This is a genomic window from Ureibacillus galli (assembly GCF_014836845.1).
GTDB lineage: Bacteria > Bacillota > Bacilli > Bacillales_A > Planococcaceae > Ureibacillus > Ureibacillus galli.
In genome coordinates, this window is record NZ_JACSQA010000024.1 from 22,444 (window position 1) to 45,413 (window position 22,970).

Consider the following 22,970-nt stretch of genomic DNA (forward strand, 5'->3'; position numbering starts at 1 on the left):
CCTCTCATTATTTAACAAGTTCAGTAAACTGCTCTCTTAGCTTATATTTTTGTATTTTTCCGGAAGCTGTCATTGGATAGCTATCGATAAAGAGAATGTATTTCGGAATTTTATGTTTGGAAATTTTATTATGACAATAATCCCGAATCTCTTCTTCCGTCGCTGTTTCACCTGGACGTAAAATAATGAAGGCAGCTGCTTCTTCACCATATTTTTCATCTGGAACCCCGACCACTTGCACGTCTAAAATTTTTGGCAATGTATAAAGAAACTCTTCAATTTCACGCGGATAAATATTTTCTCCACCACGAATAATCATGTCCTTTAGACGACCGGTAATACGGACGTAACCATTTTCATCCATTGTGGCAATATCCCCTGTATGCAACCAATTATCGGCATCGATTGCTTCCTCCGTTGCATCCGGATTGTTATAGTATCCTTTCATTACATGGTAGCCGCGAGTACAAAGCTCGCCTTGTGTATTCGGAGGCACTTCTTCATTCGTAATCGGATCTACAATTTTCACTTCAACATTTGGCAATGCTCGACCGACCGTTTCCACTTTTAAGTCAAATGGATCATCTGCCCTTGTTTGGGTAATCACAGGTGAAGATTCCGTTTGACCGTAGCAGATTGTGACATCCTTCATGCCCATTTTTTGAATAACCGCTTTCATCACTTCGACTGGGCAATTGGAGCCTGCCATTACCCCTGTACGTAACGATGACAGGTCATAATCCGAAAAATTCGGTAAATTCAATTCACTAATGAACATCGTTGGTACACCATGCAGTGCAGTACATTTTTCCTTTTCCACCGTTTGTAAAACGACTTCCGGATTGTACTCTTGAACAGGCACCATTGTTCCACCACAACTAACAATGGCTAATGTTCCAATAACACAACCGAAACAATGGAAGAAAGGTACCGGAATACATAGACGGTCTTCATTCGTTAATTTCATACATTCGGCAATGTTCACTGCATTATTAATTAAATTCGAGTGGGTTAACATAACCCCCTTCGGAAAACCTGTTGTTCCGGAAGTGTACTGAATATTAATGACATCCTCATAATGGAGGCTCGCTTTTCGCTCTGCTAGCTGCTCATCCGAAATAAGCGATGCGGCATTTAAAATGTCTGACCAATTGTAAACACCATCGTAGGAATGATCCCCTAATACAATGACATTTTTTAATTTCGGTAACCGTTTTGATTCCAGCTCCCCTGGTTTACAATGGGCTAGTTCCGGACATAGTTCATAAATCGTATCAATGAAACGATGATCTTTTAGCTGTTCGATTAAAATGAGGGTTGTCGAATCCGATTGTTTTAGCAAATACTCCAGTTCCGTCGAACGATAATTCGTATTCACCGTCACGAGGGGTGCCCCCATTTTTCCAGTACCAAACTGAAGGCTTACCCATTCCGGTGTATTTGTTGTCCAAACGGCGATATGTTCCCCTTTTTCAATGCCTAATGCCATCAAGCCTTTTGCCACTTGATCACAAAGGGCGTCCAACTCTTTATACGTCAATCGTAAATCCCGGTCAGCATAAACAAGTGCTTCATCATTCGGATAGAGCCGTGCTTTTTCTTCTAATAACTGACCAATCGTTTGATAAACTAAATCTGCCATTAAACTCCTCCTCACCGTTCCTATTTCATATGCTAGCAACCTATTAATCTTGAAATGACAAGACGTTGAATTTCGGACGTTCCTTCCCCGATTTCCATTAGTTTAATATCCCGTAAATGACGTTCCACATCGTATTCTTTCATATAGCCATATCCGCCATGGATTTGAATCGCTTGGTTACAAACTCTAAAGCCCATTTCAGAGGCAAATAATTTCGCCATTGCCGCTTCTTTTCCAAATGGTTTTTTATTGTCTTTTAACCATGCTGCTTTATAAACTAAATTTCGCGCGAGTTCAATTTCCATCGCCATATCTGCTAATTTAAATTGAATCGCTTGGAATTTTGAAATGGACGTTCCAAATTGCTCTCTTTCCTTTGCGTATTGCAATGCCTTTTCGTAGGCAGCTTGAGCAATCCCAACGGATAATGCCGCAATGGAAATACGACCACCGTCTAACGTACTTAAAAATTGACTAAACCCTCGTTTTTCGTCACCTAACACATTTTCCTTCGGTACCCGTACATTTTCGAGTACAATTTCACATGTGTTGGAAGCACGAACCCCCATTTTGTCGTAATTACAATTAATTTTGACACCTGGCGTTTCTGTCGGAACAATAATCGATGTAATAATTTTTTTGCCGTCTTCTCTTTCTCCCGTAACCGCTGTGACGATTACTTGTCGAGCGTATCCAGCATTCGTAATCCAACATTTTTCGCCGTTAATGACATATTCGTCGCCTTCCAATACCGCCTTTGTTCTAGTTCCCCCTGCGTCCGATCCAGCATTTGGCTCCGTTAAACCAAAGGAACCTAATGCTTTCCCTTGCGCCATCGGTACTAACCATTCTTGTTTTTGTTCCTCTGTACCGAAGTAATAAATTGGCGAGGCTCCTAAACTAATAGCCGCAGCATAACTTAATCCTGTCCCACCACACGCTTTTCCGATTTCTTCAACCGCAATCGCATAGGAAATTGTATCTCCACCAGAACCGCCATATTCCTCAGGAAACGGAATACCTAATAATCCAAGCTCCCCCATTTTTTTGAAGCTTTCTACACGGAAAGAAGACGTTTCATCTAAATTTCGTGCGTACGGAGCAATTTCCTTTTCTGCAAATTCCCGTACCATATCTCTTATCATTAATTGTTCTTTTGTTAATTCAAAATTCATCTTTTTTCTCCCCCTTATACCGACTAGTCGGTTTCAACACTTAAAAAAAATAGACCGACTAGTTGGTTTTAATTATTTATTCGATACCCCTGTTGCCATTTTTTCTTCGTATAACTTTTTTGCTTCCTTAAATCCTTGTTCCGTTGCTAAAGAATGGAAAATTAAATCTTTAAAGACGTCTGTAATTTGTTCCATCGTTAACGGGCCATCGGATTTATACCATTTATACGTCCAATTAATCATCCCAATAATGGACAATGTTGCGATGTTCGTCGGTAATTCCTTTCGAAAATCACCGCTTTCTTGCCCCTCTTTGATAACGCTTTCAATTAATTTCCGATAACGGTCTCGTTTGTCATTAATGACCGTTTTATATGCATCTTGTAAATAAGTACTTTCTTCATAAAAAACCGTTATATACGGTTTATACAAATCAAATACTTTTACGAAAGATTGCAATATACCACTTAACCGGGTGATCGGCGTGGCATTTAGATTATATGATTCCTGTGCCTTCTCAATGACATAGGAAATAAAAACATCATGAATTTCGTAAAGTAATTCATCTTTTGATTTAAAATTGTGGTAAAACCCTCCCTTTGAAGTACCTGCTTGTTCTACTATTTGATCCACAGTGACGCCATGGTACCCCTTTTCTTGAAATAACTCTAAAGAACTTTCTAAAATTCGTTGCCTTAACGGTTTCTTATGCATTAAAATCTATCCTTCCAAAATTTTTATCACTTCACAATCCCCTCACAATTGCATTATTTTTCTCTAATACGTATATATTCTCTACAATATGAAAATATGACAAAAAAATAAAAAATATTTTTTAATTTTTAAAACGGAAGAAAGATAATAGAAAACAGTTGGCGAAAAACGTTGAATGACGAAGGTTTAAGCGGATTTTTGAAAGTTTAAACAATGAAGTGATAGATAAAATAGTAGGAATAAAAACTATAAAATTCTTTGAACGATCAAAAAAAATGCTGGCGTCTTTAAAAGACACCAGCATGTTTCATTATTTTAAGTTGTAGAAAGATTTTAAACCTAGGAATTGAGCTGTTACACCAAGTTGATCTTCAATACGAAGAAGTTGGTTGTATTTTGCTACGCGGTCTGTACGAGATGGTGCACCCGTTTTAATTTGACCTGCATTTGTTGCAACTGCGATATCTGCAATTGTTGCATCTTCTGATTCACCAGAACGGTGAGAAATTACTGCTGTATAACCAGCACGTTTTGCCATTTCAATCGCATCAAATGTTTCCGTTAACGTACCGATTTGGTTTACTTTAATAAGGATAGAATTTCCTACGCCTTGTTCAATACCTTGAGCTAATTTTTTTGTATTAGTAACAAATAAATCGTCCCCAACTAGTTGAACACGGTTCCCGATACGTTCTGTTAATAATTTATGACCTTTCCAGTCATTTTCATCTAAACCATCTTCAATTGAAATGATTGGGTATTTAGAAGTTAACTCTTCATACCATTCCACCATTTCTTCAGATGTTTTCACAACACCTTCACCAGCTAAATGGTATTTCCCATCTTCTTTATTGAAAAGTTCAGAAGAGGCTACGTCCATTGCTAAACGTACTTCTTCACCTGGTTTGTAACCAGCTTTTTCAATTGCTTCTAAAATAACTGTAATTGCTTCTTCGTTCGAGCCTAAGTTTGGCGCAAATCCACCTTCGTCACCAACAGCAGTATTGTAACCTTTGTCTTTTAATACTGCTTTTAAGCTATGGAAGATTTCAGCACCGATGCGAAGGGCATGACGGAAACTTTCTGCACCTACAGGCATCACCATGAATTCTTGAATGTCCACATTGTTATCAGCATGGGCACCACCATTTAAAATGTTCATCATCGGTACTGGCAGTTGTTTTGCATTTACGCCGCCAAGGTATTGATATAAAGGAACGTCTAAGTAGTCTGCAGCAGCATGAGCAACAGCTAAAGAAACACCTAGGATTGCATTCGCACCTAATTTCCCTTTATTTTCAGTACCGTCAAGTTCGATTAAAGCTTTGTCGATCACAACTTGATCAAGAACAGAGTAATTACCTTCTAACTCTTCCGCGATAATTGTATTAACGTTTTCTACTGCTTTTAATACACCTTTACCAAGATAACGAGATTTGTCTCCATCGCGTAATTCAACTGCTTCATATTCTCCTGTAGAAGCACCAGATGGTACGATTGCACGACCAAATGCACCAGATTCAGTAAATACTTCTACCTCAATTGTTGGGTTACCACGGGAATCTAAAACTTCTCGAGCATAAACTTGTGTAATAAATGGCATAATCAATTCTCCTCACTTAATCAATTTGATCTCGGCAAAAAACTTTGCCGGATAGTGTGACTGCTTACTGAACAAAGTCAAATAGTGGTTTACCTGTCATTTCTTGTGGCTGTTTGACACCTAACAATTTTAACATAGTTGGAGCAAGGTCTGCTAAAATGCCTCCATCTCTAATAACAATGTTTTGTTTTGTGACAATAACCGGTACAGGATTTGTTGTATGGGCTGTCATCGGTTCTCCCTCTATCGTTACAACTTCATCGGAATTCCCGTGGTCAGCTGTAATAATTGCCGCACCACCTTTAGCTAGTATTGCGTCAACTACTTTTCCTAAACATTCATCAACTGCTTCAATTGCTTTAATTGTCGGTTCAAGCATACCACTATGACCGACCATATCAGGGTTCGCAAAGTTTAAAATAATGGCATCAAATTTATCTTCACGAATGGACTCTAATAATGCATCTGTTACTTCATATGCACTCATTTCTGGTTTTAAATCATATGTAGCAACCTTAGGGGAGGCGATTAAAATTCTTTCCTCTCCAGGGAATTTTTGTTCCCTTCCCCCACTCATAAAGAATGTAACATGGGGATATTTTTCAGTTTCTGCAATACGAAGTTGTGTTAAACCTTCTCTTGCAATGACTTCACCGACAGTATTGACTAAATCAACATTTTCAAACGCTACATCCGCTTTTACATCGTGACTATAGTGGGTAAAAGTAACGAATTTTAAATTTGTCGGATGCTTCTCAGATAACTTAAATCCGATAAATTGATCGTTCGTAAAGACGGTTGATAATTGAATCGCCCGGTCCGGTCTAAAATTGAAAAATACGACCGCATCATTTGTATCAACTGTCGCAACAGGTTTCCCTTCCTGAGTAATAACGAAAGGAATGACAAACTCGTCTACGACATCACGGGAATAAGAAGATTCAACGCCGATTTTAGCCGATACAGCAGTTTGACCGATGCCATCTACTAATGCGTTATACGTTAATTGAACTCGTTCCCAACGTTTGTCTCTATCCATTGCATAATATCGTCCATGAATGGAGGCAAATTTACCGACACCGATTTCATTCATTTGTTTTTCTGTTTCTTCGATATAACCTATCGCTGTTGTTGGTCCTACATCGCGACCATCTAAGAAACCATGAACGTAAACTTCATCTAAACCATTTGCCTTAGCCAATTTTAATAAAGCAAATAAATGTTCATAGTGACTATGAACGCCACCATCTGAAAGAAGTCCCATTAAATGTAGTTTCGAATTATTCGCTTTTGCATGTTCGACAGCAGCTAAAAATTTTTCGTTTTTATAAAAGTCACCATCACGGATTGATTTATGAATTCTCGTTAAACTTTGATATACTACTCGACCCGCACCGATGTTTAAGTGACCCACTTCAGAATTTCCCATTTGACCGTCTGGTAAACCGACAGCTTCCCCACTAGCTGTTAATGTAGAGTGGGGAAATTGGGACCAGTATCGATCAAAATTCGGTTTTTTACTTTGAGCGACCGCATTTCCGAAGGTTTCCTCGCGAAATGCGAAACCGTCTAAAATAATTAATGCAACTGGTTGTTTAGGCATTTACTGCCGCCTCCAATAATTTTAAATAAGAATCTACTTTTAAACTTGCTCCACCAACTAGAGCACCATCAATATGTTCTTTAGATAGTAATTCTTCAATGTTTTCCGGTTTTACACTGCCACCATATTGAATGCGAATGCTTTCCGCAGCTTCTTGGCCGTATAATCCTTCAACGACTTCCCGAATTTTACCACAAACATGATTTGCATCGTCTGATGTTGCCGTTTTACCTGTTCCGATAGCCCAAATTGGTTCATAGGCGATGACCATATGTTTTACTTCTTCAGGAGTAAAGCCTTCAAGGGCAGCGGTTACTTGTGTGGAAACTTTCGCTTCTGTTTGACCAGACTCTCGTTCTTCCAACGTTTCCCCGCAACAAATAATCGGCACAATCCCGTTTACTAATGCTGCACGAACTTTTTTATTAACCGCTTCATCCGTTTCGTTGAAATACTCGCGACGTTCAGAATGCCCTAAAATCACGTAGTCTACATTAATGGATGCTAGTTGGGAAGGACTAATTTCACCAGTAAAAGCACCTTCATTTTCAAAATGCATATTTTGGGCACCAATCGCTAAATCCGTTTCTGTTACTACATCAACTAACGTTGGTAAATAAAGAGCTGGGGCACAAATAACTGCATCCACTTTGTCTTCAGAAGGAACTTGTTCACGTACTACCTCTGCAAATTCCACTGCCTCATCAAAACTTTTATACATTTTCCAGTTCCCTGCGATGATCGGTTTGCGCATGAAAATGCCTCCTTAATTTTACGCTCTGGCGGCTAATCTCGTGTACCGCCTCGAGCTTTTCTTATTTATCGTTTAATGCTATGATTCCTGGAAGTTGTTTCCCTTCCATTAACTCAAGTGAAGCGCCGCCACCAGTTGAAATATGATTCATTTGATCAGCCACTTCGAATTTTTCAACTGCCGCTGCAGAGTCGCCACCACCAATAATTGTATAGCCTTCTGTTTCTGCCATTGCTTGTGCGACCGTTTTTGTACCATTTGCGAATTTGTCCATTTCAAACACACCCATCGGACCATTCCAAATGATTAGCTTAGATTGTTTAATAATTTCGGCATATCGTTCTGCCGTTTTTGGACCAATATCAAGACCCATCCAGTCTTCTGGAATGTCCTCGATTGAAACAACTTTCGTTTCAGCATCTTTTGAAAATTCATTGGCTACAACAGTATCAATCGGCATATGAAGTTGGACACCTTTTTCCTTTGCCTTTTCAATGAATCCTTGTGCTAACTCAATTTTATCTTCTTCCAATAAGGATTTACCAATGGAATACCCTTGAGCTTTTGTAAATGTGAAGGAAAGACCTCCACCGATAATTAAATGGTCTACTTTATCTAATAGGTTTTCAATGACACCAATTTTATCTTTCACCTTTGCACCACCAATAATCGCAGTGAACGGTCTTTCAGGATTCGATAAAGCTTTCCCTAATACATTCAATTCTTTTTCCATTAATAAGCCGGATACAGCAGGAATATATTTTGCAATTCCTTCTGTTGATGCATGGGCACGGTGAGCCGCTCCAAAGGCATCATTTACATAAATATCCGCTAATTTTGCGAAGGATTTTGATAATTCTTCATCATTTTTTTCTTCGCCTTTATGGAAGCGAACGTTTTCTAATAAGACAATATCGCCTTCTTTTATGTTTCCAACCGTTGTTTCCACTTCTTCCCCAATGGACTCGTCTAATTTAATAACCGGTTGTCCAATAAGTTTCGATAAATGGTGTCCAACTGCTGTTAGGCGTAACTCTTCTTTCACTTCACCTTTTGGTCTGCCTAAATGGGAAGCTAAAATAACTTTTGCTCCTGAATTTACTAATTGTTGGATCGTTGGGATTGCCGCGCGTATACGTGTATCATCTGTAATTTCACCATTTTCCATTGGAACGTTGAAATCCACTCGTACAAATACTCGTTTTCCCTTTACTTCTACATCATTCATTGTCTTCTTTAAAAACATGGAAGAAGCCTCCTTCAAATCAATCGAGAATCGATTCCCTATGGTATTTAAATCACTTATTTTTTTGAAAGTAAGATAAACGAATTCCCTTACTTTACTCGAACATTCGAAAAAAAAGCGATGGGTAGTTTACTCCATCGCTTTTTACCCCCCATTATTATAAATGGTAATAATTATAAAGGCTATACTTTTTATACATCACAAGCTAAATATGCCACATATTTTTAAAAAGTATGACACATTAACTAATTATTGTTGCGTAATGTATTTAGATAAATCTAATAGTCGATTCGAATATCCAATTTCATTGTCGTACCATGCAAGTACTTTAATCATATTATTGTCTAATACCATCGTCGATAATCCATCCACTGTTGAAGAATGGCGGTTACCATTGTAATCGATTGAAACTAGAGGTAATTCGTTATAATCAAGAATTCCTTTTAATTCACCACGAGCTGCTTCTTTTAATGCATTGTTCACATCTTCTGGTGTTACAGTTGTATTTAATTCTGCCACAAGGTCTACGCAAGATACGTTAGGTGTTGGTACACGCATTGAGAAACCATCTAACTTCCCTTTTAATTGCGGTAAAACTTTCGCCACCGCAACGGCAGCACCAGTAGTTGTTGGAATCATTGATACAGCACCTGCACGGGCACGTCTTGGGTCACTATGTGGGAAGTCTAAAATACGTTGGTCATTTGTATAAGAGTGAATCGTTGTCATTAATCCACGTTTAATACCGAATTTTTCATCCAATACTTTTGCAACAGGTGATAGACAGTTTGTTGTACAAGATGCATTGGAAATGACATTTTGACTTGAATCATATTCCGTATGGTTAACGCCCATTACATAAGTTGGCATGTCGCCTTTTGCAGGAGCTGATAAAATTGCTTTTTTCGCACCAGCTTGCACGTGCAATGAAACTTCTTCCATTGAACGGAATCTTCCTGTAGATTCGATCACTACATCGATATCTAGCTCACCCCATGGTAAATTTGCAGGATCTTTCTCAGAAAGAACTTTTACTCTTTTTCCATCAACGATGAAAGCATCCTCTTCTGATTGGATTTCTCCATTGTAAATACCGTGAACTGAGTCAAATTTTAAAAGATGAGCAAGTTGATGAGCATCTGATAAGTCATTTACAGCAACCACTTCAAATTCATTTGATTGAATCGCCTCACGAAAAACTAATCTACCAATACGTCCAAACCCGTTAATTGCAATTCTAATTGCCATATCAAATTCCTCCAAATAAAAAATATATTTATAAAATTTCTTAAGGCCTTTAAAAGTTTAGCCTAAATAAAACTTATTTATCCGTTATTTACATTGTTATAAAGAAAGTTCATTCGTTGAACTTTGTAGAATTTCATTTGCAGCACCTTCATCCGTAATTAACGTCGTTTGCTTCGCTGCCATTTTAAAGTAGGCTTGAATTGCTTTCGCTTTCATCGAGCCACCTGCCACCGCGATTATATGTGGACTATTTTTCACTTGATTCAGTTGAATGCCAATTGTGTTTATACGGTATATTACTTCGCCAAATTCATCAAAATAATAACCAAAGGCTTCGCCAATCGCATTTTTTTCATGCAATAGATGAAGTATTTCTTCGCTAGAATGACGGCGATTTGCCATATCTTTTGCTGTACCAATTCCATGGATGACGATATCAATCTGTTCATACATATCCAGTACTTCTTTCACAACGGGTTCTTCGCTCATTGTCGCATAGGCCGCTGCGCTTAAATTTTCTGGTAAATACAGCGTACGGAAGTCAGCACCACATTGAGAAGCAAATTGGGAAACTAACGTATTCGCTTGTAAGTTCATTTCATTTCCAAAACTACCTCGTGCAGCGACAAAGGTTAACGTGTTGAGCGTTTTCGTCGGTGACAAAAACTTCGTTAGTGATGCGATTGTGCTACCACCCGTTATGGCAACCGCATTTTCTTTTTTAGCAATGTTCATTAAAAAGAGAGCTGCTTCATTTCCTAAATGTTGCTTAATACTCTCGTCAACATCCACATCACCAGGAACAATGATTACTTTTTCGATCCCTAATAGTTGGGCAAGTTTTTTCTCTTTTGAGCTTAAACCAGAAAGGTCTTGGAAAACTTCTTTCAAATTTTCTAAAGCTACGAATCCCTTTTCGGTACAAATCATTCCTTTTGGAGACGTTTCAATTAAATTTTGATTCATCAACAATGTTGTTTCATTGCGAACCGTTCGTTCTGAAACATTTAATGTATCTAATATCGTTCTCCTTCCGACTGGTCCCGATACGGCAATTACTTGAAGTATGCGATACCTTAATGGAAAGATTGTTGAAAGTTCAGGCACAAGTTGCTGAACTAACTTATACGGATTATGTTTTATGAAAACACACCTCCAGTTGGGTAGTTTTTGTCCCACTGAATATTTTTTGTCCCACTTAGAATAAAAAAATATTCTACATAAAGAGTATACAATTTACTTTGAAAATCTACAAATGATTTAATCCATTTTTTTGTAAAGCACTTCATTTTAACCATGAAGTGCTTCATAAAGGGTAACATAGTCAAGATTTCCATATTGAATAATTTCGTTATCCTTTTCCACGACCGGAATCATTAACATATATTTTTCATGCAGTTGTTCATTTTCTTCTATATTAATGACTTCAAAATCAAAGTCTATATCTTCTTGAACTAGCTTTAACGTAATGAGACCTTCTTCACATAATAAACAATTTGGTCGGCTATAATAATTGATTTTCATCTTCTTTTCCTCCACAAAATTTCAACTGACTATAGCATTACAAAAAACCGTTGAATAATCAAATTGTAACTTACACAAACTAATGTCGTACGATTTGTACACTAAATTCTGGGAGGAAAAAATTTATGGAAAATCAATTCATGAATGAATCTCAAGCAATGCAAGGAAATATGCCACTTTCGATGAATCATGGTGCCCATGAAGTATTAGACGTTCATGAAGTTCTTAGTGCTTCCATTGGTGCAATGAACACTTTTATCTTCTTCCGTCCTCACGTACAAGACCAAGAACTTCTAAATATTTTGGATAGACAATATGCCTTCATGTTAGACGAGTATAATATTACGGCGGAATGTTTCAAAACTGGTCAAGATCCAAGCCACCCAACTCGTTCTTACAAAATGCAAATGGGTAACGATACAAAATACGGTTTAACACCAAGCCAACCGAAAAAACCGATGACTTCGGCAAACGAAATCAATGACGGGATTATTTCAGGCTTCCTGTTAAGCTGTCACAAAATGGGGGCAACTGGTAAAACTACTGCAGCCCTTGAATCAACAAACCCGGTAGTACGTCGCGTATTACAAGATTCTATCCAAAACTGTATCGAAATGGCATACGAATTATCTCTATACCAAAACAAAAATGGTTACTACCAAGTTCCACAGCTTTCATCTCAAGATATGCAAGTTATGTTAAACATGTACGGGCAAGCAGATAAAGCAAAAGATATGCCGAACTAAAAATAAACAAATCCATTTGATGACATCATCAAATGGATTTGTTTTTATTTATAATACTTTACCTAAAAATGCTTTTGTTCTTTCATTTTGAGGATGATGAAATAATTGTTCTGGATTACCTTGTTCCACAATATATCCACCATCCATAAATACGACCCGATCTGCCACTTCACGGGCAAAGCCCATTTCATGGGTTACGACAACCATCGTCATACCTTCAACAGCTAGTTGTTTCATCACATCTAATACTTCCTTTACCATTTCAGGGTCAAGAGCAGATGTTGGTTCATCAAACAACATGACTTTTGGTTTCATCGCGAGAGCTCGTGCAATGGCGACCCGTTGCTGTTGCCCACCGGAAAGTTGTTCAGGATAATTGTACGCCTTTTCCTTTAACCCTACTTTGTCTAATAACTCCAAGGCAAGGTTTTCCCCGTCTTTTTTCCCCATCTTCCGTATGAGCATCGGCGCCATCGTAATATTTTCAATGACAGTCATATGGGGAAATAAATTAAACTGTTGAAAAACCATTCCGACTTCTGTTCGAATTTCGTTTATATTCGTTTTCGGATCATTTACCATTACCCCGTTAATATAAATGGCTCCATCGGTAATTTCCTCTAATAAATTGATACATCGTAAAAAAGTACTTTTACCAGAACCCGATGGTCCAATGACACAAACTACTTCCTTTTCATGAACTTCATAGTTAATTCCCTTTAATACTTCAAGTTTTCCGTATGTTTTGTGTAAATTGTCTACTTTTATCATGTTGCAACCCGCTCCTCTCGTTTTTTCCGCGGATTGTAATGAATACTAAAGCGTTTTTCAACATATGCAATTAGTTTCGTTACTACATAAGTTAAAACTAAATACATGATCGCAGCGACTAAATATGGCTCCCAGAAACGTTGATAAGCACCCGCTACCACTTTTGCTGCGTATAAAATATCATTCGCTGCAATAACCGTTACAAGGGACGAGTCTTTTAACAACGCAATAAATTCATTCCCTAATGGTGGAATCATACGACGAAAGGCTTGGGGTAATACAATTTTCCGCATCGCTTGGCGTTCCGTTAATCCAAGGGAACGGGCTGCTTCCATTTGCCCTTTGTCGATTGATTCAATACCTGCACGGATAATTTCTGCATTATAGGCAGCACTATTTAAAATAAGCGCTATAATACCGGAAACTAAAAAACCAAAGGATTGACCGAAAACCGCCGGTATAAATGCTAAATGAATGATTAAAATTTGAACTAACATTGGCGTTCCACGGAAAAGATCCACATAAAGTTTACATGGCCAATAAATCCATCTTTTTTTAGACGTTTTACCTAAGCCTAATAATAACCCTAGTACGATACCACCTAAATAACCGCAAATCGTTAAAATGATTGTCACCCATAAACCATTTATATAAAACTCACGGTAGTCCCAGACAATATCCCACCTCATATCTAAGAAGTTCATCTGAAACACCTCCAACTAATTAATCCAATTGTTGATCCGTAATTTCTGCCAATTTACCACTGTCTTTAATTTTTTGAAGGCCTTCATTTAATTGATCAAGCACTTCCTTGTTTCCTTTTTTAACCATTAATCCGTAATATTCTTTTTCAAAACTATCATCCTCAATCGCTTTTAACTTCGAATCTGGATTATTTTTAATATATTCAAGAATGACAGCATTATCTCCAATGGCCGCATCTACTGTACCATTGATTACTTCTTGGATTGCGATTGGCGTTGTTTCATAAGGTAATATATTTGTACTTGTTTTCCCTTGTAAATCTTGGGCTGCATAATGTCCAGTCGTATTAATTTGTACACCGATTTTTTTATCTTTTAAATCCGCAAGTTTACTAATATCTGAATCTTCTTTTGTGACGATTAATTGGGTAGCTTCATAGTATGGTTCTGTGAAATCGTACGTTTCTTTACGCTCATCCGTTATAGTAATCGCTGAAATCCCTATATCAATTTCATCGTTTGTTATTTGTTGGAATAACGGTTCCCAACCGACGTTATTAATTTCTAATTCTATCCCGACTTCTTCTCCTATCGCTTTCACAACATCAATATCAATACCGACGATATTCCCACTATTGTCAAAGGATTCAAAAGGTGCATAGGCAGCATCTGTACCAACTACTAATTTCGTTTTTTCCCCTTCAGAATTAGTAGAATTGGTTGATCCGCCCTCTTCTGCACCACATGCAGCTAAAATTAGAGAAGCTGCAGCAAAAGGCATTAATAGCTTAAATAATCTTTTCTTTAACATCGTATTCCTCCCTCAAAATAATTGATTTGTATTATTCTATAATCAGAAAATTGAAAATAAAATAAGATTGATATTCCCAATTATATAAATTTCAAAATTTTTATACAACATTTAATTTTCAAAATTCTCTAATCACACGTCATTTTTCAGTTATTTTTCACTAGATATCACGATGGAAACGTCGAATGTATATGACTTAAGAGGGATTTCCTTTTCCTTACTGAAACCACTTTTTGTATGGCAAAAATAAGATCAAACAAAAAATGACCCGACGTTCTAACTGAACTTACGGGTCATTTTTGTTTATGATTCAAACCTCAAACTAAAATTATTCCATTTATACACGCTCATAAAATTTTATAAGAAAAAATTGGTAATGATAGTTTAAAGAGAATGAATTAAGGATAAAATGAATTGGTACAGTAATTACATTTTATCCCTTATGTTTCATTCCCTCTGAATTTTAATAGGCTGCTAAACTAGAAAAATTCAGGAAGGTATTACGTATTATATTTTATAGTTAAAACAGTAAAATGGCGCCCTCGGAGGGAATCGAACCCCCAGCGGAAGAACCGGAATCTTCTGTGTTATCCATTACACCACGAGGACGTTAAATGTCACTTCAAATCGACCAACTCAACCTTCAAGCTGAGAATAGGAATGTCGAATTATGACCTTTCTATTATACAAATGTATACAAGACAATTCAACTATAAATTTGAATTAACCATAACTTTTTTATAAGTAAACAAAACGATTACATAGTTTCGTTAGGATTGCCTTTTCCATCAACTACTTAAAACCATTTATTTCACATAGAATCATAGTAATTTTCAGTTGAAATTTATTTTATTCACGATTGGTGGTTTATATTTGACCTTCCTTGACTATTCTGTGTATGATATGAGTACAGCTGAAGTGAAAGCTTCAGTACGTAGTAAACGACTAAATCTTTTTAAGGAGGATTTACAATGAATTTAATTCCTACAGTTATCGAACAAACAAATCGCGGAGAACGTGCTTATGACATTTATTCAAGACTTTTAAAAGACCGCATCATTTTACTTGGTAGCGCTATTGATGATAATGTTGCGAACTCCATTGTTGCCCAATTATTATTTTTAGCAGCAGAAGATCCAGATAAAGATATTTCTCTATATATTAACTCACCAGGCGGATCCATTACAGCAGGTATGGCGATTTACGATACAATGCAATATATTAAACCGCAAGTTTCAACGATTTGTATCGGTATGGCAGCGTCAATGGGTGCATTCCTACTTACAGCTGGTGAACCGGGTAAACGTTTTGCATTACCTAATGCAGAAGTAATGATTCACCAACCACTTGGTGGAGCTCAAGGTCAAGCAACAGAAATTGAAATTGCTGCAAAACGTATTCTTTTCTTACGTGATAAATTAAACAAAATTTTATCTGATCGTTCAGGCCAACCATTAGAAAAAATTGCTCAAGATACAGATCGCGACAATTTCATGACAGCAGAACAAGCGAAAGAATACGGTTTAATTGACAACATTATTACTCGTATCGAAGATTCAAAAAAATAATAAAAGCCAAAATGGTGATAAGGAAATTTTCCTTATCACCATTTTTTTAATCGTTTATAAAAAAGGGACGTCTCATTTACGTATGAGACACCCCCTTGTAGTTGCGAGCGTTTACAAATTTTCTCATTTTTACTCTTCTCTTTGAATTAAGGATGCTAATCCGTCAATAGCCTCTTGTTCATCTTTCCCATCTGCAATAAGTGTCACAGATGTACCTCTAGCAATCGCTAAACTCATAATTCCCATAATTGATTTCGCATTTACTTTTTTCTCATCTTTCTGTAAGTACACTTCTGATTTAAAACGATTTGCTTCTTGTACAAATAAAGCAGCTTGTCTCGCCTGTAAACCAGATTTCAATTTCACTTCTACATTGGTTTCAACCATTTACGATACTCCCTTTCACACCGTTCATAATATAATTTTATCTTATCTAAATTGTATGAAAAGAACAATGTTAGATTACTACAATTTTTTGAACAATCACTATTTTATTGTTTCGCCACGTCTTAAAGCATCGGCAATTTCATCAATTTTACGTAACCGGTGATTTACCCCCGATTTACTGACAGTCCCAGTGGAAACCATTTCCCCTAGTTCTTTTAATGTTACATCTTGATACTCTACACGAAGCCTTGCAATTTCTCGCAGCTTTTCAGGAAGTTGATCAAGTCCGACTGTATTTTCGATAAACCGGATATTTTCCACTTGGCGAATCGCAGCACCGATTGTTTTATTTAAATTTGCGGTTTCACAATTGACGATCCGGTTTACACTGTTTCGCATATCCCGTAAAATCCGAACATCCTCAAACTTTAGCATCGCCTGTGTAGCGCCAACAATTCCTAAAAAATCAGAAATTTTTTCTGCCTCTTTTAAATAAGTAACAAATCCTTTTTTTCGTTCAATCGTTTTTGCATTTAAATTAAATTTATTCATCAAATCGGCTAATGCTTCACCATGCTCTTTATATAAAGAATAAATCTCTAGATGATAAGCAGAAGTTTCGGGGTTATTCACAGAGCCACCTGCTAAAAACGCTCCACGCAAATAAGCTCGTTTTTGACTTTTATTCGATAATAACGATTTCGAAATGGAATGATTTAATTGAAAATCGTCGGATAAAATATCTAAATCTGTTAATAGTTCGCGAGCACCATCACGAACTCGGCAGATGTATACGTTATTTTTCTTTAAGCGCATTTTTTTTCGTACTAAAAGTTCTACATTGTATGGATATAACTTTTTTACAATCGTATAGAGCCTTCTAGCAATGGCTGCATTTTCCGTTTGCACGTCTAAACTTAACTGTCTATTTGTAAAGGATAATGTCCCATTCATTCGAATGAGTGCAGAGACTTCCGCTTTTAAGCATTGCTCATCCGCCTCTACTTGCGTTAATTCCTTTTTTGTTTCGGAAGCAAATGACATCTTTCTCCCCCCTTTTACCTATGTATGAACACAATCATATCATAAATTCCAATCTAGAGTTCGTTTGCTCACTTACATGATGTTCAAAGTATAGTCATTTAACCATTTCGCAATTTTATTGGACTCATGGCGAACAACACCCGATTGGATTGTTGCGATTTCCTTTTTAATGACTTCTAATCCCATGTTCTTTAATTTTTCGATATCAAACAGAACAGGCTCTGCATTTTCTTCTTTATAGTTTTCTTTGATCGGTAAGGGTAGTTCGATATCATTCACTAAAATGGCATCTAAACAAGGTTTTCCTACATGATCATAGATCGCTTGAACATGGTCAGTCGCACGATAATGAATTGTTTCACCTTTTTGTGTCATTAAGTTACAAATATAAATCCGCTTCCCCTTCGCCTTAACTAAAGTTTCACCAATTTCTTTTACTAATAAATTCGGAATAATACTCGTATATAAACTTCCAGGTCCTACTAGTATGAAATCTGCTTTTTCAATCGCCCGAATCGCTTCTGGGAGCGCCTTAACATCTTCAGGGACTAAATATACCCGTTTAATAGGCAGATGGGAAGATGGGATTTTAGACTCCCCTTCAATAATTGATCCATCAACAAGTTCTGCATTCAATGTAATTTTTTTGTTCGCTGCTGGGATGACTTTACCGTGAACTTTCAAAACTTTACTCATTTCAGCAATCGCATGACTAAAGTCGCCGGTAATATCCGTTAATGCCGTCAGCATTAAATTTCCTAATGAATGTCCACCTAATTCCACCGATTGGGAAAAACGATACTGGAACATTTGCTCAACTAACGGTTCCGTATCAGAAAGTGCCGCAATCACGTTGCGAATATCACCAGGTGGAGGAATATCGTAGTCATCACGAAGGCGACCTGATGAGCCCCCATCATCTGCAACCGTTACAATTGCAGTAATGTCAAAGGGATACTTTTTCAATCCGCGTAACATCGTTGATAGGCCCGTTCCCCCTCCAATGACTACAATATTCGTTCTCTTTTTTTTCATTACTTCAATCCTTTCTGCGATTGATGTCACGGTGGGTAATAGCAGTTTTGTAGCTATCGCTAAATAGTTTCCCAAAATATTCAGCTAACGTTACAGAACGATGTTGACCACCTGTACATCCAAAAGCAATCACTAATTGTGCTTTCCCTTCATTGATATATTGCGGAATCATAAACTCAAATAGATCTTTCAGTTTTGTGATTAACAGTTGTGTTTCTTCTAAAGCTAATACATAAGATGATACTTCCTCTTGTAAACCTGTCTTTGGACGTAACTCCTCCACATAATATGGATTCGTTAAAAAGCGAACATCGAAAACTAAATCTGCATCAATTGGGATGCCATTTTTATAACCAAAAGACATCACATTAATAAAGAATTTTGGTCTCGTTGCATTGGAAAACTCATTCCCAATTCGTTCTCGTAATTCTCTCGGTTTCATATGGGAAGTATTATAAACAAACTTTGCTCGACCTTTTAGTTCAGCAAGCATTGCTCTTTCCTTTTGAATTCCTTCGAGGGGTAATCCTTGAGGAGCTAAAGGGTGAGATCTTCTTGTTTCTTTATAACGTCGAACGAGGGCATCATTATCAGCATCTAGAAACAATACTCGTGTTTTAACATATGCTTCCTTTTCCAACAAATCTAGGGCATCGATTAATGATTCGAAAAATTCTCCTCCACGCATATCCATTACGGCTGCTATACGCGTAATGTTTCTTTCGGATTCTTTCATTAATGCTAAAAAAGTTGTTAATAGAGCAGGGGGTAGATTATCAATGCAATAGTATCCTAAATCTTCAAAGCTTTGGACTGCAACGGTCTTTCCAGCTCCGGACATCCCTGTAATAATGACTATCTCATGTGTACAGATATGACTATTACCCATGTGATCATCTCCTCTATTTAAGTTCATTCGACGTTTGTAACCGCTCATCTAGTAATTCAAAATCCTCTGTATATATAAATGTACCATATTGAATCCCTTCATTTAATGCGGCAAACAATAAATTTTTCCGATCGCCTTCAGCCATTGGAAGATTTGATAGATGATCAATCGGATGCCACTCTAGAACCCCTTCCCTTGTCTCTTTAAAGGGTTGTCCTTCCACACCATGGGCAACAAATGTATAAAGCATCCATTCGTCTTTAACAGTTTCCCCATCTTTAATCACCATCGTATAGACTCCCTTAAGATGCAAGTTTTTCGGAGTTACATTTGTTTCTTCTTTAAACTCTCTTAATGCTGCTTCATAAATGGATTCACCTAATTCCATCTTTCCGCCTGGTGCAACATACCAACCTCTTCTTGGTTTTTGGAGAAGTAATACTTCCCCATCTTGAATTGCTAATAAATTTGCTATACGTTGCATTACACCCACCTCAAATCATTTGATACTCCCTTTGTTTCTATTATACCTTCTATAGGGACTACCTTACAAAATAATACGTTTAAAAAATAGATTTCATGCTATATTCAAATAACAAAAAAAAGTTGCTTCCAACTAAACGGAAGCAACTAAAATACTAAAAAAAGGGGGTCAAAGTTTATACCCCCAATTATACATATTCTTTATTGCAAGGAAGTTACAGGAAAATTAAAAGCACATTACTTCTGTCCAATTTTTTCCTTTAGTTCTTCAACATAATGCTGTGCCGATTGAGCTGCGATACTACCATCACCAGTAGCTGTTACAATTTGACGTAGCATTTTTTCACGAACATCTCCTGCAGCAAAAATACCATTTACAGACGTTTCCATTTTGTCATTCGTTACGATATATCCTTGTTCATTTAAAATGCCCAAGTTTTTAAATGGAGCTGTTAGTGGCACCATTCCGATATAGACGAAAACGCCATCTGTTTGGAATTCTTGTTCGCTACCATCTTCTGTTGAAACTAATGTTACACTTCCTACTTTACCGTCTTTTTCGTTAATTTCTTTTAACGTATGGTTCCAAATAAAATCTACTTTTTCGTTAGCAAAGGCACGATCTTGTAGAATTTTTTGGGCACGTAATTTGTCACGTCGGTGAACAATCGTTACTTTATCAGCAAATCGAGTTAAGTAAACACCTTCTTCTACTGCTGAATCTCCACCGCCTACTACGACTAAATTCTTTTGTTTAAAGAATGCACCATCACAAACGGCACAGTAACTTACACCGCGGCCACCAAGTTCTTTTTCACCCGGTATACCCATTTTTTTATATTCAGCACCCGTTGTAATAATAATCGAACGAGTTTTATATTCCTTTGAACCTGCTTTAATGACTTTATATTCTTCACCATCAATAATTTCGGCAACGTCACCATAAGCATATTCTGCACCGAATTTTTTTGCATGTTCGAACATTTTTGTCGAAAGTTCAGGTCCTAAAATGGTTTCGAAACCTGGATAGTTTTCAACTTCTTCCGTATTGGCCATTTGTCCACCTGGAATTCCGCGCTCGATCATTAACGTTGCTAGATTCGCACGGGATGCATAAACTGCTGCTGTCATCCCTGCAGGTCCTGCTCCGATTATAATTACGTCATAAATTTTTTCTTCAGCCATTCGAAAAGCCTCCTTATAGAAAGCGACAAATATCCTTCGCTTTAATTCATTGTATTACGAAATTTTTTACACGTACGATTGTAAAAAATGGTTCTTTACATCTTTCATCCTAGGACATTCCACTACTAACTTCAAATATATTGCCTGTCAGTCGAAAGGTAAGTAGTCAATCAATTCCTCCACATACTTCGTTAACGTGGAGACAGAAATGTGATATTTTTCGGCATAATGCTTTTTCGTCACTTTTTTACTATTAATCGTTGAAAAGAACATATACTCCACAGCAGCTGCTAAAGCTGTTACATTTTTAAACGGATAATCATTTTTCAAAGCTCGCTCACTTAACACAAACCACATTTGGAATAAGTATTGCACTTCTAACGTGATCGGATTCAAACTTTTATATAATTCTTCCGCTACTTCCATCGAGCGAACAAAATTTTTCTCCGTTTCATTATCACTTGTGAATTGATGTTGAAGGGCATAAGCTAAGCATAATTTTTCAATGCCACTATACTTTGAAAGATCGATTAATTTAGGATGTGCGATTATCTCTTGCTTATAAGCTGATTTACTAAGTAAGAAAAATCCAAACATACGATGGGTACTATATTTACTACTAATTTTTTCAATAATAAATTCCCGGTTGTTTTCTAACGACTCTTCATTTTCTTCCGATACATTCAACCATGGTTCATAGCCATCCTTAGTTGGATCCATTTCCACTAACAACTTCCAAGCTGCTTTTCCCTCTTCGATATGACCTGAGAAGTAAGCCGATTGTGCCAACCAAAAGTAAAAACCGGCATCGCCTGGAAATCCTTTTCTTTTCATGCTTTGTAGCCATTTATAAGCTACTTCATGTTCGCCAATTAATGCTAAAGTAGCGCCTAGTTTATAGCGATTTTCCCAATCATATGGATTGATTTTCTTTAACATTTCGACTAAAGCGGATAACTCGGATTCGTTTTTCTCATAATATGCAATGACCGCTAAGTTACAAAGGGCATGCAAGTTTCCTAAACTTTCACGGAGTACATTGTTTAATAGTGCCCTCGCCTGTTCCGTTTCTCCCACATAGAAATAAGCTAAAGATAAATTGTTATAAGCTGGCCATAAATCCGGGTATGTTTCGATTAATTGTTCCAAAACTTCGATTGCTTCATCAAATTGGCCGTTTTCCATTAATCGTCGGGCTTTCTCTTGGGCAATTAATTTCTCAGAATCCTCTTCATCAATATGATCCATTTCCTCTTCTTCATATTGAATAAACTCCAAAATTTCTTCCGCCTCTACGACATACATGCCATCCGGTTCCATTTGCAAATACATTTCAGCATATTTTTGGGCATCTCGTACCATCCCGATACAACCTGAAATTTCTGCTAAGAAAAATACGTGCTCAGGCTCACTAGGGTCCAAACTATATGCTGTATGGATTAATTCATATGCTTTCTCGAAGTTTTGGGCATCCATTTCCAATATCCCAAATTGCATTAATACATGGGCATCATCTGGACTTAACTCTGCCGCTCGTTTCATATATTTATACGCTTTATCCATTTGATCTTTATCCATAGCTTTCAGCGCTTTATTAAAATAGTAATCTCCATTTGGAATAAAGGATACAACATTATTTAATTTCTCTTTTTGACGTTGTTTTTCCAAAGTAAATCCTCCGAACTTCATTCATTACGCCTTGGCGTAACGACAATAGATGTTAACAGCAAAAAAGAACTATTAACATAGCAAAAGGAACGTAATAGTACGTTCCTAGACAAATTAATTTTCATTATACCACAATTACTTATCACGTCATTAAAATCGAATTAAATAGT

General features: G+C 37.0%; 22 protein-coding genes and 1 tRNA gene. 2 read left to right on the plus strand and 21 right to left on the minus strand.

Going from position 1 to position 22,970, the window contains the following annotated elements:
- Positions 1-7: 7 nt before the first annotated feature.
- From H9636_RS14035 to H9636_RS14080, 10 genes are all read right to left on the minus strand, one after another.
- Positions 8-1,642, minus strand: a complete 1,635-nt coding sequence (locus H9636_RS14035; RefSeq protein ID WP_122970807.1) for an AMP-binding protein — start codon at positions 1,640-1,642, stop codon at positions 8-10.
- Between the two features lie 32 nt (positions 1,643-1,674).
- The gene (locus tag H9636_RS14040) at positions 1,675-2,817 is read right to left on the minus strand and encodes an acyl-CoA dehydrogenase (RefSeq protein WP_191708200.1); all 1,143 of its coding nucleotides are present in this window, start codon (positions 2,815-2,817) and stop codon (positions 1,675-1,677) included.
- A gap of 72 nt (positions 2,818-2,889) precedes the next feature.
- Positions 2,890-3,531, minus strand: coding sequence for a TetR/AcrR family transcriptional regulator (locus H9636_RS14045; RefSeq protein WP_191708201.1), 642 nt, complete (start codon positions 3,529-3,531; stop codon positions 2,890-2,892).
- 310 nt (positions 3,532-3,841) lie between these two features.
- Positions 3,842-5,134, minus strand: coding sequence for a phosphopyruvate hydratase (gene eno / locus H9636_RS14050; protein WP_122970810.1), 1,293 nt, complete (start codon positions 5,132-5,134; stop codon positions 3,842-3,844).
- A 64-nt stretch (positions 5,135-5,198) separates the two neighbouring features.
- Positions 5,199-6,737 (minus strand): 2,3-bisphosphoglycerate-independent phosphoglycerate mutase, encoded by a 1,539-nt coding sequence (gpmI, locus tag H9636_RS14055; protein ID WP_191708202.1) that lies wholly within the window; start codon positions 6,735-6,737, stop codon positions 5,199-5,201.
- Positions 6,730-7,491 carry a triose-phosphate isomerase gene (gene tpiA, locus H9636_RS14060; RefSeq protein ID WP_191708203.1) on the minus strand — a complete coding sequence of 254 codons (762 nt, stop codon included), beginning with the start codon at positions 7,489-7,491 and terminating at the stop codon, positions 6,730-6,732. Before tpiA ends, gpmI begins: the two co-directional genes overlap by 8 nt.
- A 61-nt stretch (positions 7,492-7,552) precedes the next feature.
- Positions 7,553-8,737, minus strand: coding sequence for a phosphoglycerate kinase (locus H9636_RS14065; RefSeq protein WP_191708204.1), 1,185 nt, complete (start codon positions 8,735-8,737; stop codon positions 7,553-7,555).
- A 249-nt stretch (positions 8,738-8,986) separates the two neighbouring features.
- A complete protein-coding gene (gap, locus tag H9636_RS14070; RefSeq protein ID WP_191708205.1) occupies positions 8,987-9,985 on the minus strand; it encodes a type I glyceraldehyde-3-phosphate dehydrogenase in 999 nt (332 codons plus the stop codon).
- 96 nt (positions 9,986-10,081) lie between these two features.
- A complete protein-coding gene (locus H9636_RS14075) occupies positions 10,082-11,164 on the minus strand; it encodes a sugar-binding transcriptional regulator (RefSeq protein WP_318241029.1) in 1,083 nt (360 codons plus the stop codon).
- Between the two features lie 111 nt (positions 11,165-11,275).
- Positions 11,276-11,509: a glutaredoxin family protein gene (locus H9636_RS14080; RefSeq protein WP_191708206.1), complete on the minus strand. Its 234-nt coding sequence runs from the start codon at positions 11,507-11,509 to the stop codon at positions 11,276-11,278.
- 125 nt (positions 11,510-11,634) lie between these two features.
- Between H9636_RS14080 and H9636_RS14085 the strand changes: the two genes are divergently transcribed.
- A complete protein-coding gene (locus H9636_RS14085; protein ID WP_191708207.1) occupies positions 11,635-12,255 on the plus strand; it encodes a spore coat protein in 621 nt (206 codons plus the stop codon).
- A 48-nt stretch (positions 12,256-12,303) separates the two neighbouring features.
- Here H9636_RS14085 and H9636_RS14090 read toward each other — a convergent pair whose 3' ends face one another.
- The 4 genes from H9636_RS14090 to H9636_RS14105 all read right to left on the minus strand — a co-directional run bounded on the left by H9636_RS14090 (position 12,304) and on the right by H9636_RS14105 (position 15,150).
- On the minus strand, positions 12,304-13,026 hold the full coding sequence (locus H9636_RS14090) for an amino acid ABC transporter ATP-binding protein (protein ID WP_191708208.1): 723 nt from the start codon (positions 13,024-13,026) through the stop codon (positions 12,304-12,306).
- On the minus strand, positions 13,023-13,730 hold the full coding sequence (locus H9636_RS14095; protein ID WP_191708209.1) for an amino acid ABC transporter permease: 708 nt from the start codon (positions 13,728-13,730) through the stop codon (positions 13,023-13,025). Before H9636_RS14095 ends, H9636_RS14090 begins: the two co-directional genes overlap by 4 nt.
- A 19-nt stretch (positions 13,731-13,749) precedes the next feature.
- Complete coding sequence (locus H9636_RS14100; protein ID WP_191708210.1) at positions 13,750-14,541, minus strand: basic amino acid ABC transporter substrate-binding protein; 792 nt, start codon at positions 14,539-14,541, stop codon at positions 13,750-13,752.
- A gap of 534 nt (positions 14,542-15,075) precedes the next feature.
- Positions 15,076-15,150 (minus strand) — tRNA-Arg (locus tag H9636_RS14105).
- A gap of 362 nt (positions 15,151-15,512) precedes the next feature.
- Between H9636_RS14105 and clpP the strand changes: the two genes are divergently transcribed.
- The gene (clpP, locus tag H9636_RS14110; RefSeq protein WP_191708211.1) at positions 15,513-16,109 is read left to right on the plus strand and encodes an ATP-dependent Clp endopeptidase proteolytic subunit ClpP; all 597 of its coding nucleotides are present in this window, start codon (positions 15,513-15,515) and stop codon (positions 16,107-16,109) included.
- Positions 16,110-16,238: 129 nt separating this feature from the next.
- Here the strand turns inward: clpP and H9636_RS14115 are convergent, their stop codons facing one another.
- The 7 genes from H9636_RS14115 to H9636_RS14145 all read right to left on the minus strand — a co-directional run bounded on the left by H9636_RS14115 (position 16,239) and on the right by H9636_RS14145 (position 22,800).
- The gene (locus H9636_RS14115) at positions 16,239-16,496 is read right to left on the minus strand and encodes an HPr family phosphocarrier protein (protein WP_191708212.1); all 258 of its coding nucleotides are present in this window, start codon (positions 16,494-16,496) and stop codon (positions 16,239-16,241) included.
- A 99-nt stretch (positions 16,497-16,595) separates the two neighbouring features.
- Entirely contained in the window at positions 16,596-17,540 is a 945-nt protein-coding gene (gene whiA / locus H9636_RS14120) for a DNA-binding protein WhiA (RefSeq protein ID WP_191708213.1), read from the minus strand.
- Between the two features lie 72 nt (positions 17,541-17,612).
- Positions 17,613-18,575: a gluconeogenesis factor YvcK family protein gene (locus H9636_RS14125; RefSeq protein ID WP_191708214.1), complete on the minus strand. Its 963-nt coding sequence runs from the start codon at positions 18,573-18,575 to the stop codon at positions 17,613-17,615.
- A gap of 4 nt (positions 18,576-18,579) precedes the next feature.
- Entirely contained in the window at positions 18,580-19,464 is an 885-nt protein-coding gene (rapZ, locus tag H9636_RS14130; protein WP_191708215.1) for an RNase adapter RapZ, read from the minus strand.
- A 13-nt stretch (positions 19,465-19,477) separates the two neighbouring features.
- On the minus strand, positions 19,478-19,948 hold the full coding sequence (locus H9636_RS14135; protein WP_191708216.1) for an 8-oxo-dGTP diphosphatase: 471 nt from the start codon (positions 19,946-19,948) through the stop codon (positions 19,478-19,480).
- A gap of 236 nt (positions 19,949-20,184) precedes the next feature.
- Entirely contained in the window at positions 20,185-21,132 is a 948-nt protein-coding gene (gene trxB / locus H9636_RS14140) for a thioredoxin-disulfide reductase (protein WP_191708217.1), read from the minus strand.
- Positions 21,133-21,279: 147 nt separating this feature from the next.
- Positions 21,280-22,800: a tetratricopeptide repeat protein gene (locus H9636_RS14145; protein WP_191708218.1), complete on the minus strand. Its 1,521-nt coding sequence runs from the start codon at positions 22,798-22,800 to the stop codon at positions 21,280-21,282.
- Positions 22,801-22,970 lie beyond the last annotated feature (170 nt).

Bases quoted from the DNA above. Each gene is read 5' to 3' on its own strand.
- whiA (WP_191708213.1), bottom strand. From the start codon at position 17,540: ATGTCATTTGCTTCCGAAACAAAAAAGGAATTAACGCAAGTAGAGGCG.
- H9636_RS14080 (WP_191708206.1), bottom strand. From the start codon at position 11,509: ATGAAAATCAATTATTATAGCCGACCAAATTGTTTATTATGTGAAGAA.
- H9636_RS14045 (WP_191708201.1), bottom strand. From the start codon at position 3,531: ATGCATAAGAAACCGTTAAGGCAACGAATTTTAGAAAGTTCTTTAGAG.
- gap (WP_191708205.1), bottom strand. From the start codon at position 9,985: ATGGCAATTAGAATTGCAATTAACGGGTTTGGACGTATTGGTAGATTA.
- H9636_RS14085 (WP_191708207.1), top strand. From the start codon at position 11,635: ATGGAAAATCAATTCATGAATGAATCTCAAGCAATGCAAGGAAATATG.
- H9636_RS14100 (WP_191708210.1), bottom strand. From the start codon at position 14,541: ATGTTAAAGAAAAGATTATTTAAGCTATTAATGCCTTTTGCTGCAGCT.
- H9636_RS14115 (WP_191708212.1), bottom strand. From the start codon at position 16,496: ATGGTTGAAACCAATGTAGAAGTGAAATTGAAATCTGGTTTACAGGCG.
- eno (WP_122970810.1), bottom strand. From the start codon at position 5,134: ATGCCATTTATTACACAAGTTTATGCTCGAGAAGTTTTAGATTCCCGT.
- H9636_RS14095 (WP_191708209.1), bottom strand. From the start codon at position 13,730: ATGAACTTCTTAGATATGAGGTGGGATATTGTCTGGGACTACCGTGAG.
- rapZ (WP_191708215.1), bottom strand. From the start codon at position 19,464: ATGGGTAATAGTCATATCTGTACACATGAGATAGTCATTATTACAGGG.
- gpmI (WP_191708202.1), bottom strand. From the start codon at position 6,737: ATGCCTAAACAACCAGTTGCATTAATTATTTTAGACGGTTTCGCATTT.
- H9636_RS14090 (WP_191708208.1), bottom strand. From the start codon at position 13,026: ATGATAAAAGTAGACAATTTACACAAAACATACGGAAAACTTGAAGTA.
- H9636_RS14065 (WP_191708204.1), bottom strand. From the start codon at position 8,737: ATGTTTTTAAAGAAGACAATGAATGATGTAGAAGTAAAGGGAAAACGA.
- trxB (WP_191708217.1), bottom strand. From the start codon at position 21,132: ATGGCTGAAGAAAAAATTTATGACGTAATTATAATCGGAGCAGGACCT.
- H9636_RS14035 (WP_122970807.1), bottom strand. From the start codon at position 1,642: ATGGCAGATTTAGTTTATCAAACGATTGGTCAGTTATTAGAAGAAAAA.
- tpiA (WP_191708203.1), bottom strand. From the start codon at position 7,491: ATGCGCAAACCGATCATCGCAGGGAACTGGAAAATGTATAAAAGTTTT.
- H9636_RS14040 (WP_191708200.1), bottom strand. From the start codon at position 2,817: ATGAATTTTGAATTAACAAAAGAACAATTAATGATAAGAGATATGGTA.
- clpP (WP_191708211.1), top strand. From the start codon at position 15,513: ATGAATTTAATTCCTACAGTTATCGAACAAACAAATCGCGGAGAACGT.
- H9636_RS14135 (WP_191708216.1), bottom strand. From the start codon at position 19,948: ATGCAACGTATAGCAAATTTATTAGCAATTCAAGATGGGGAAGTATTA.
- H9636_RS14125 (WP_191708214.1), bottom strand. From the start codon at position 18,575: ATGAAAAAAAAGAGAACGAATATTGTAGTCATTGGAGGGGGAACGGGC.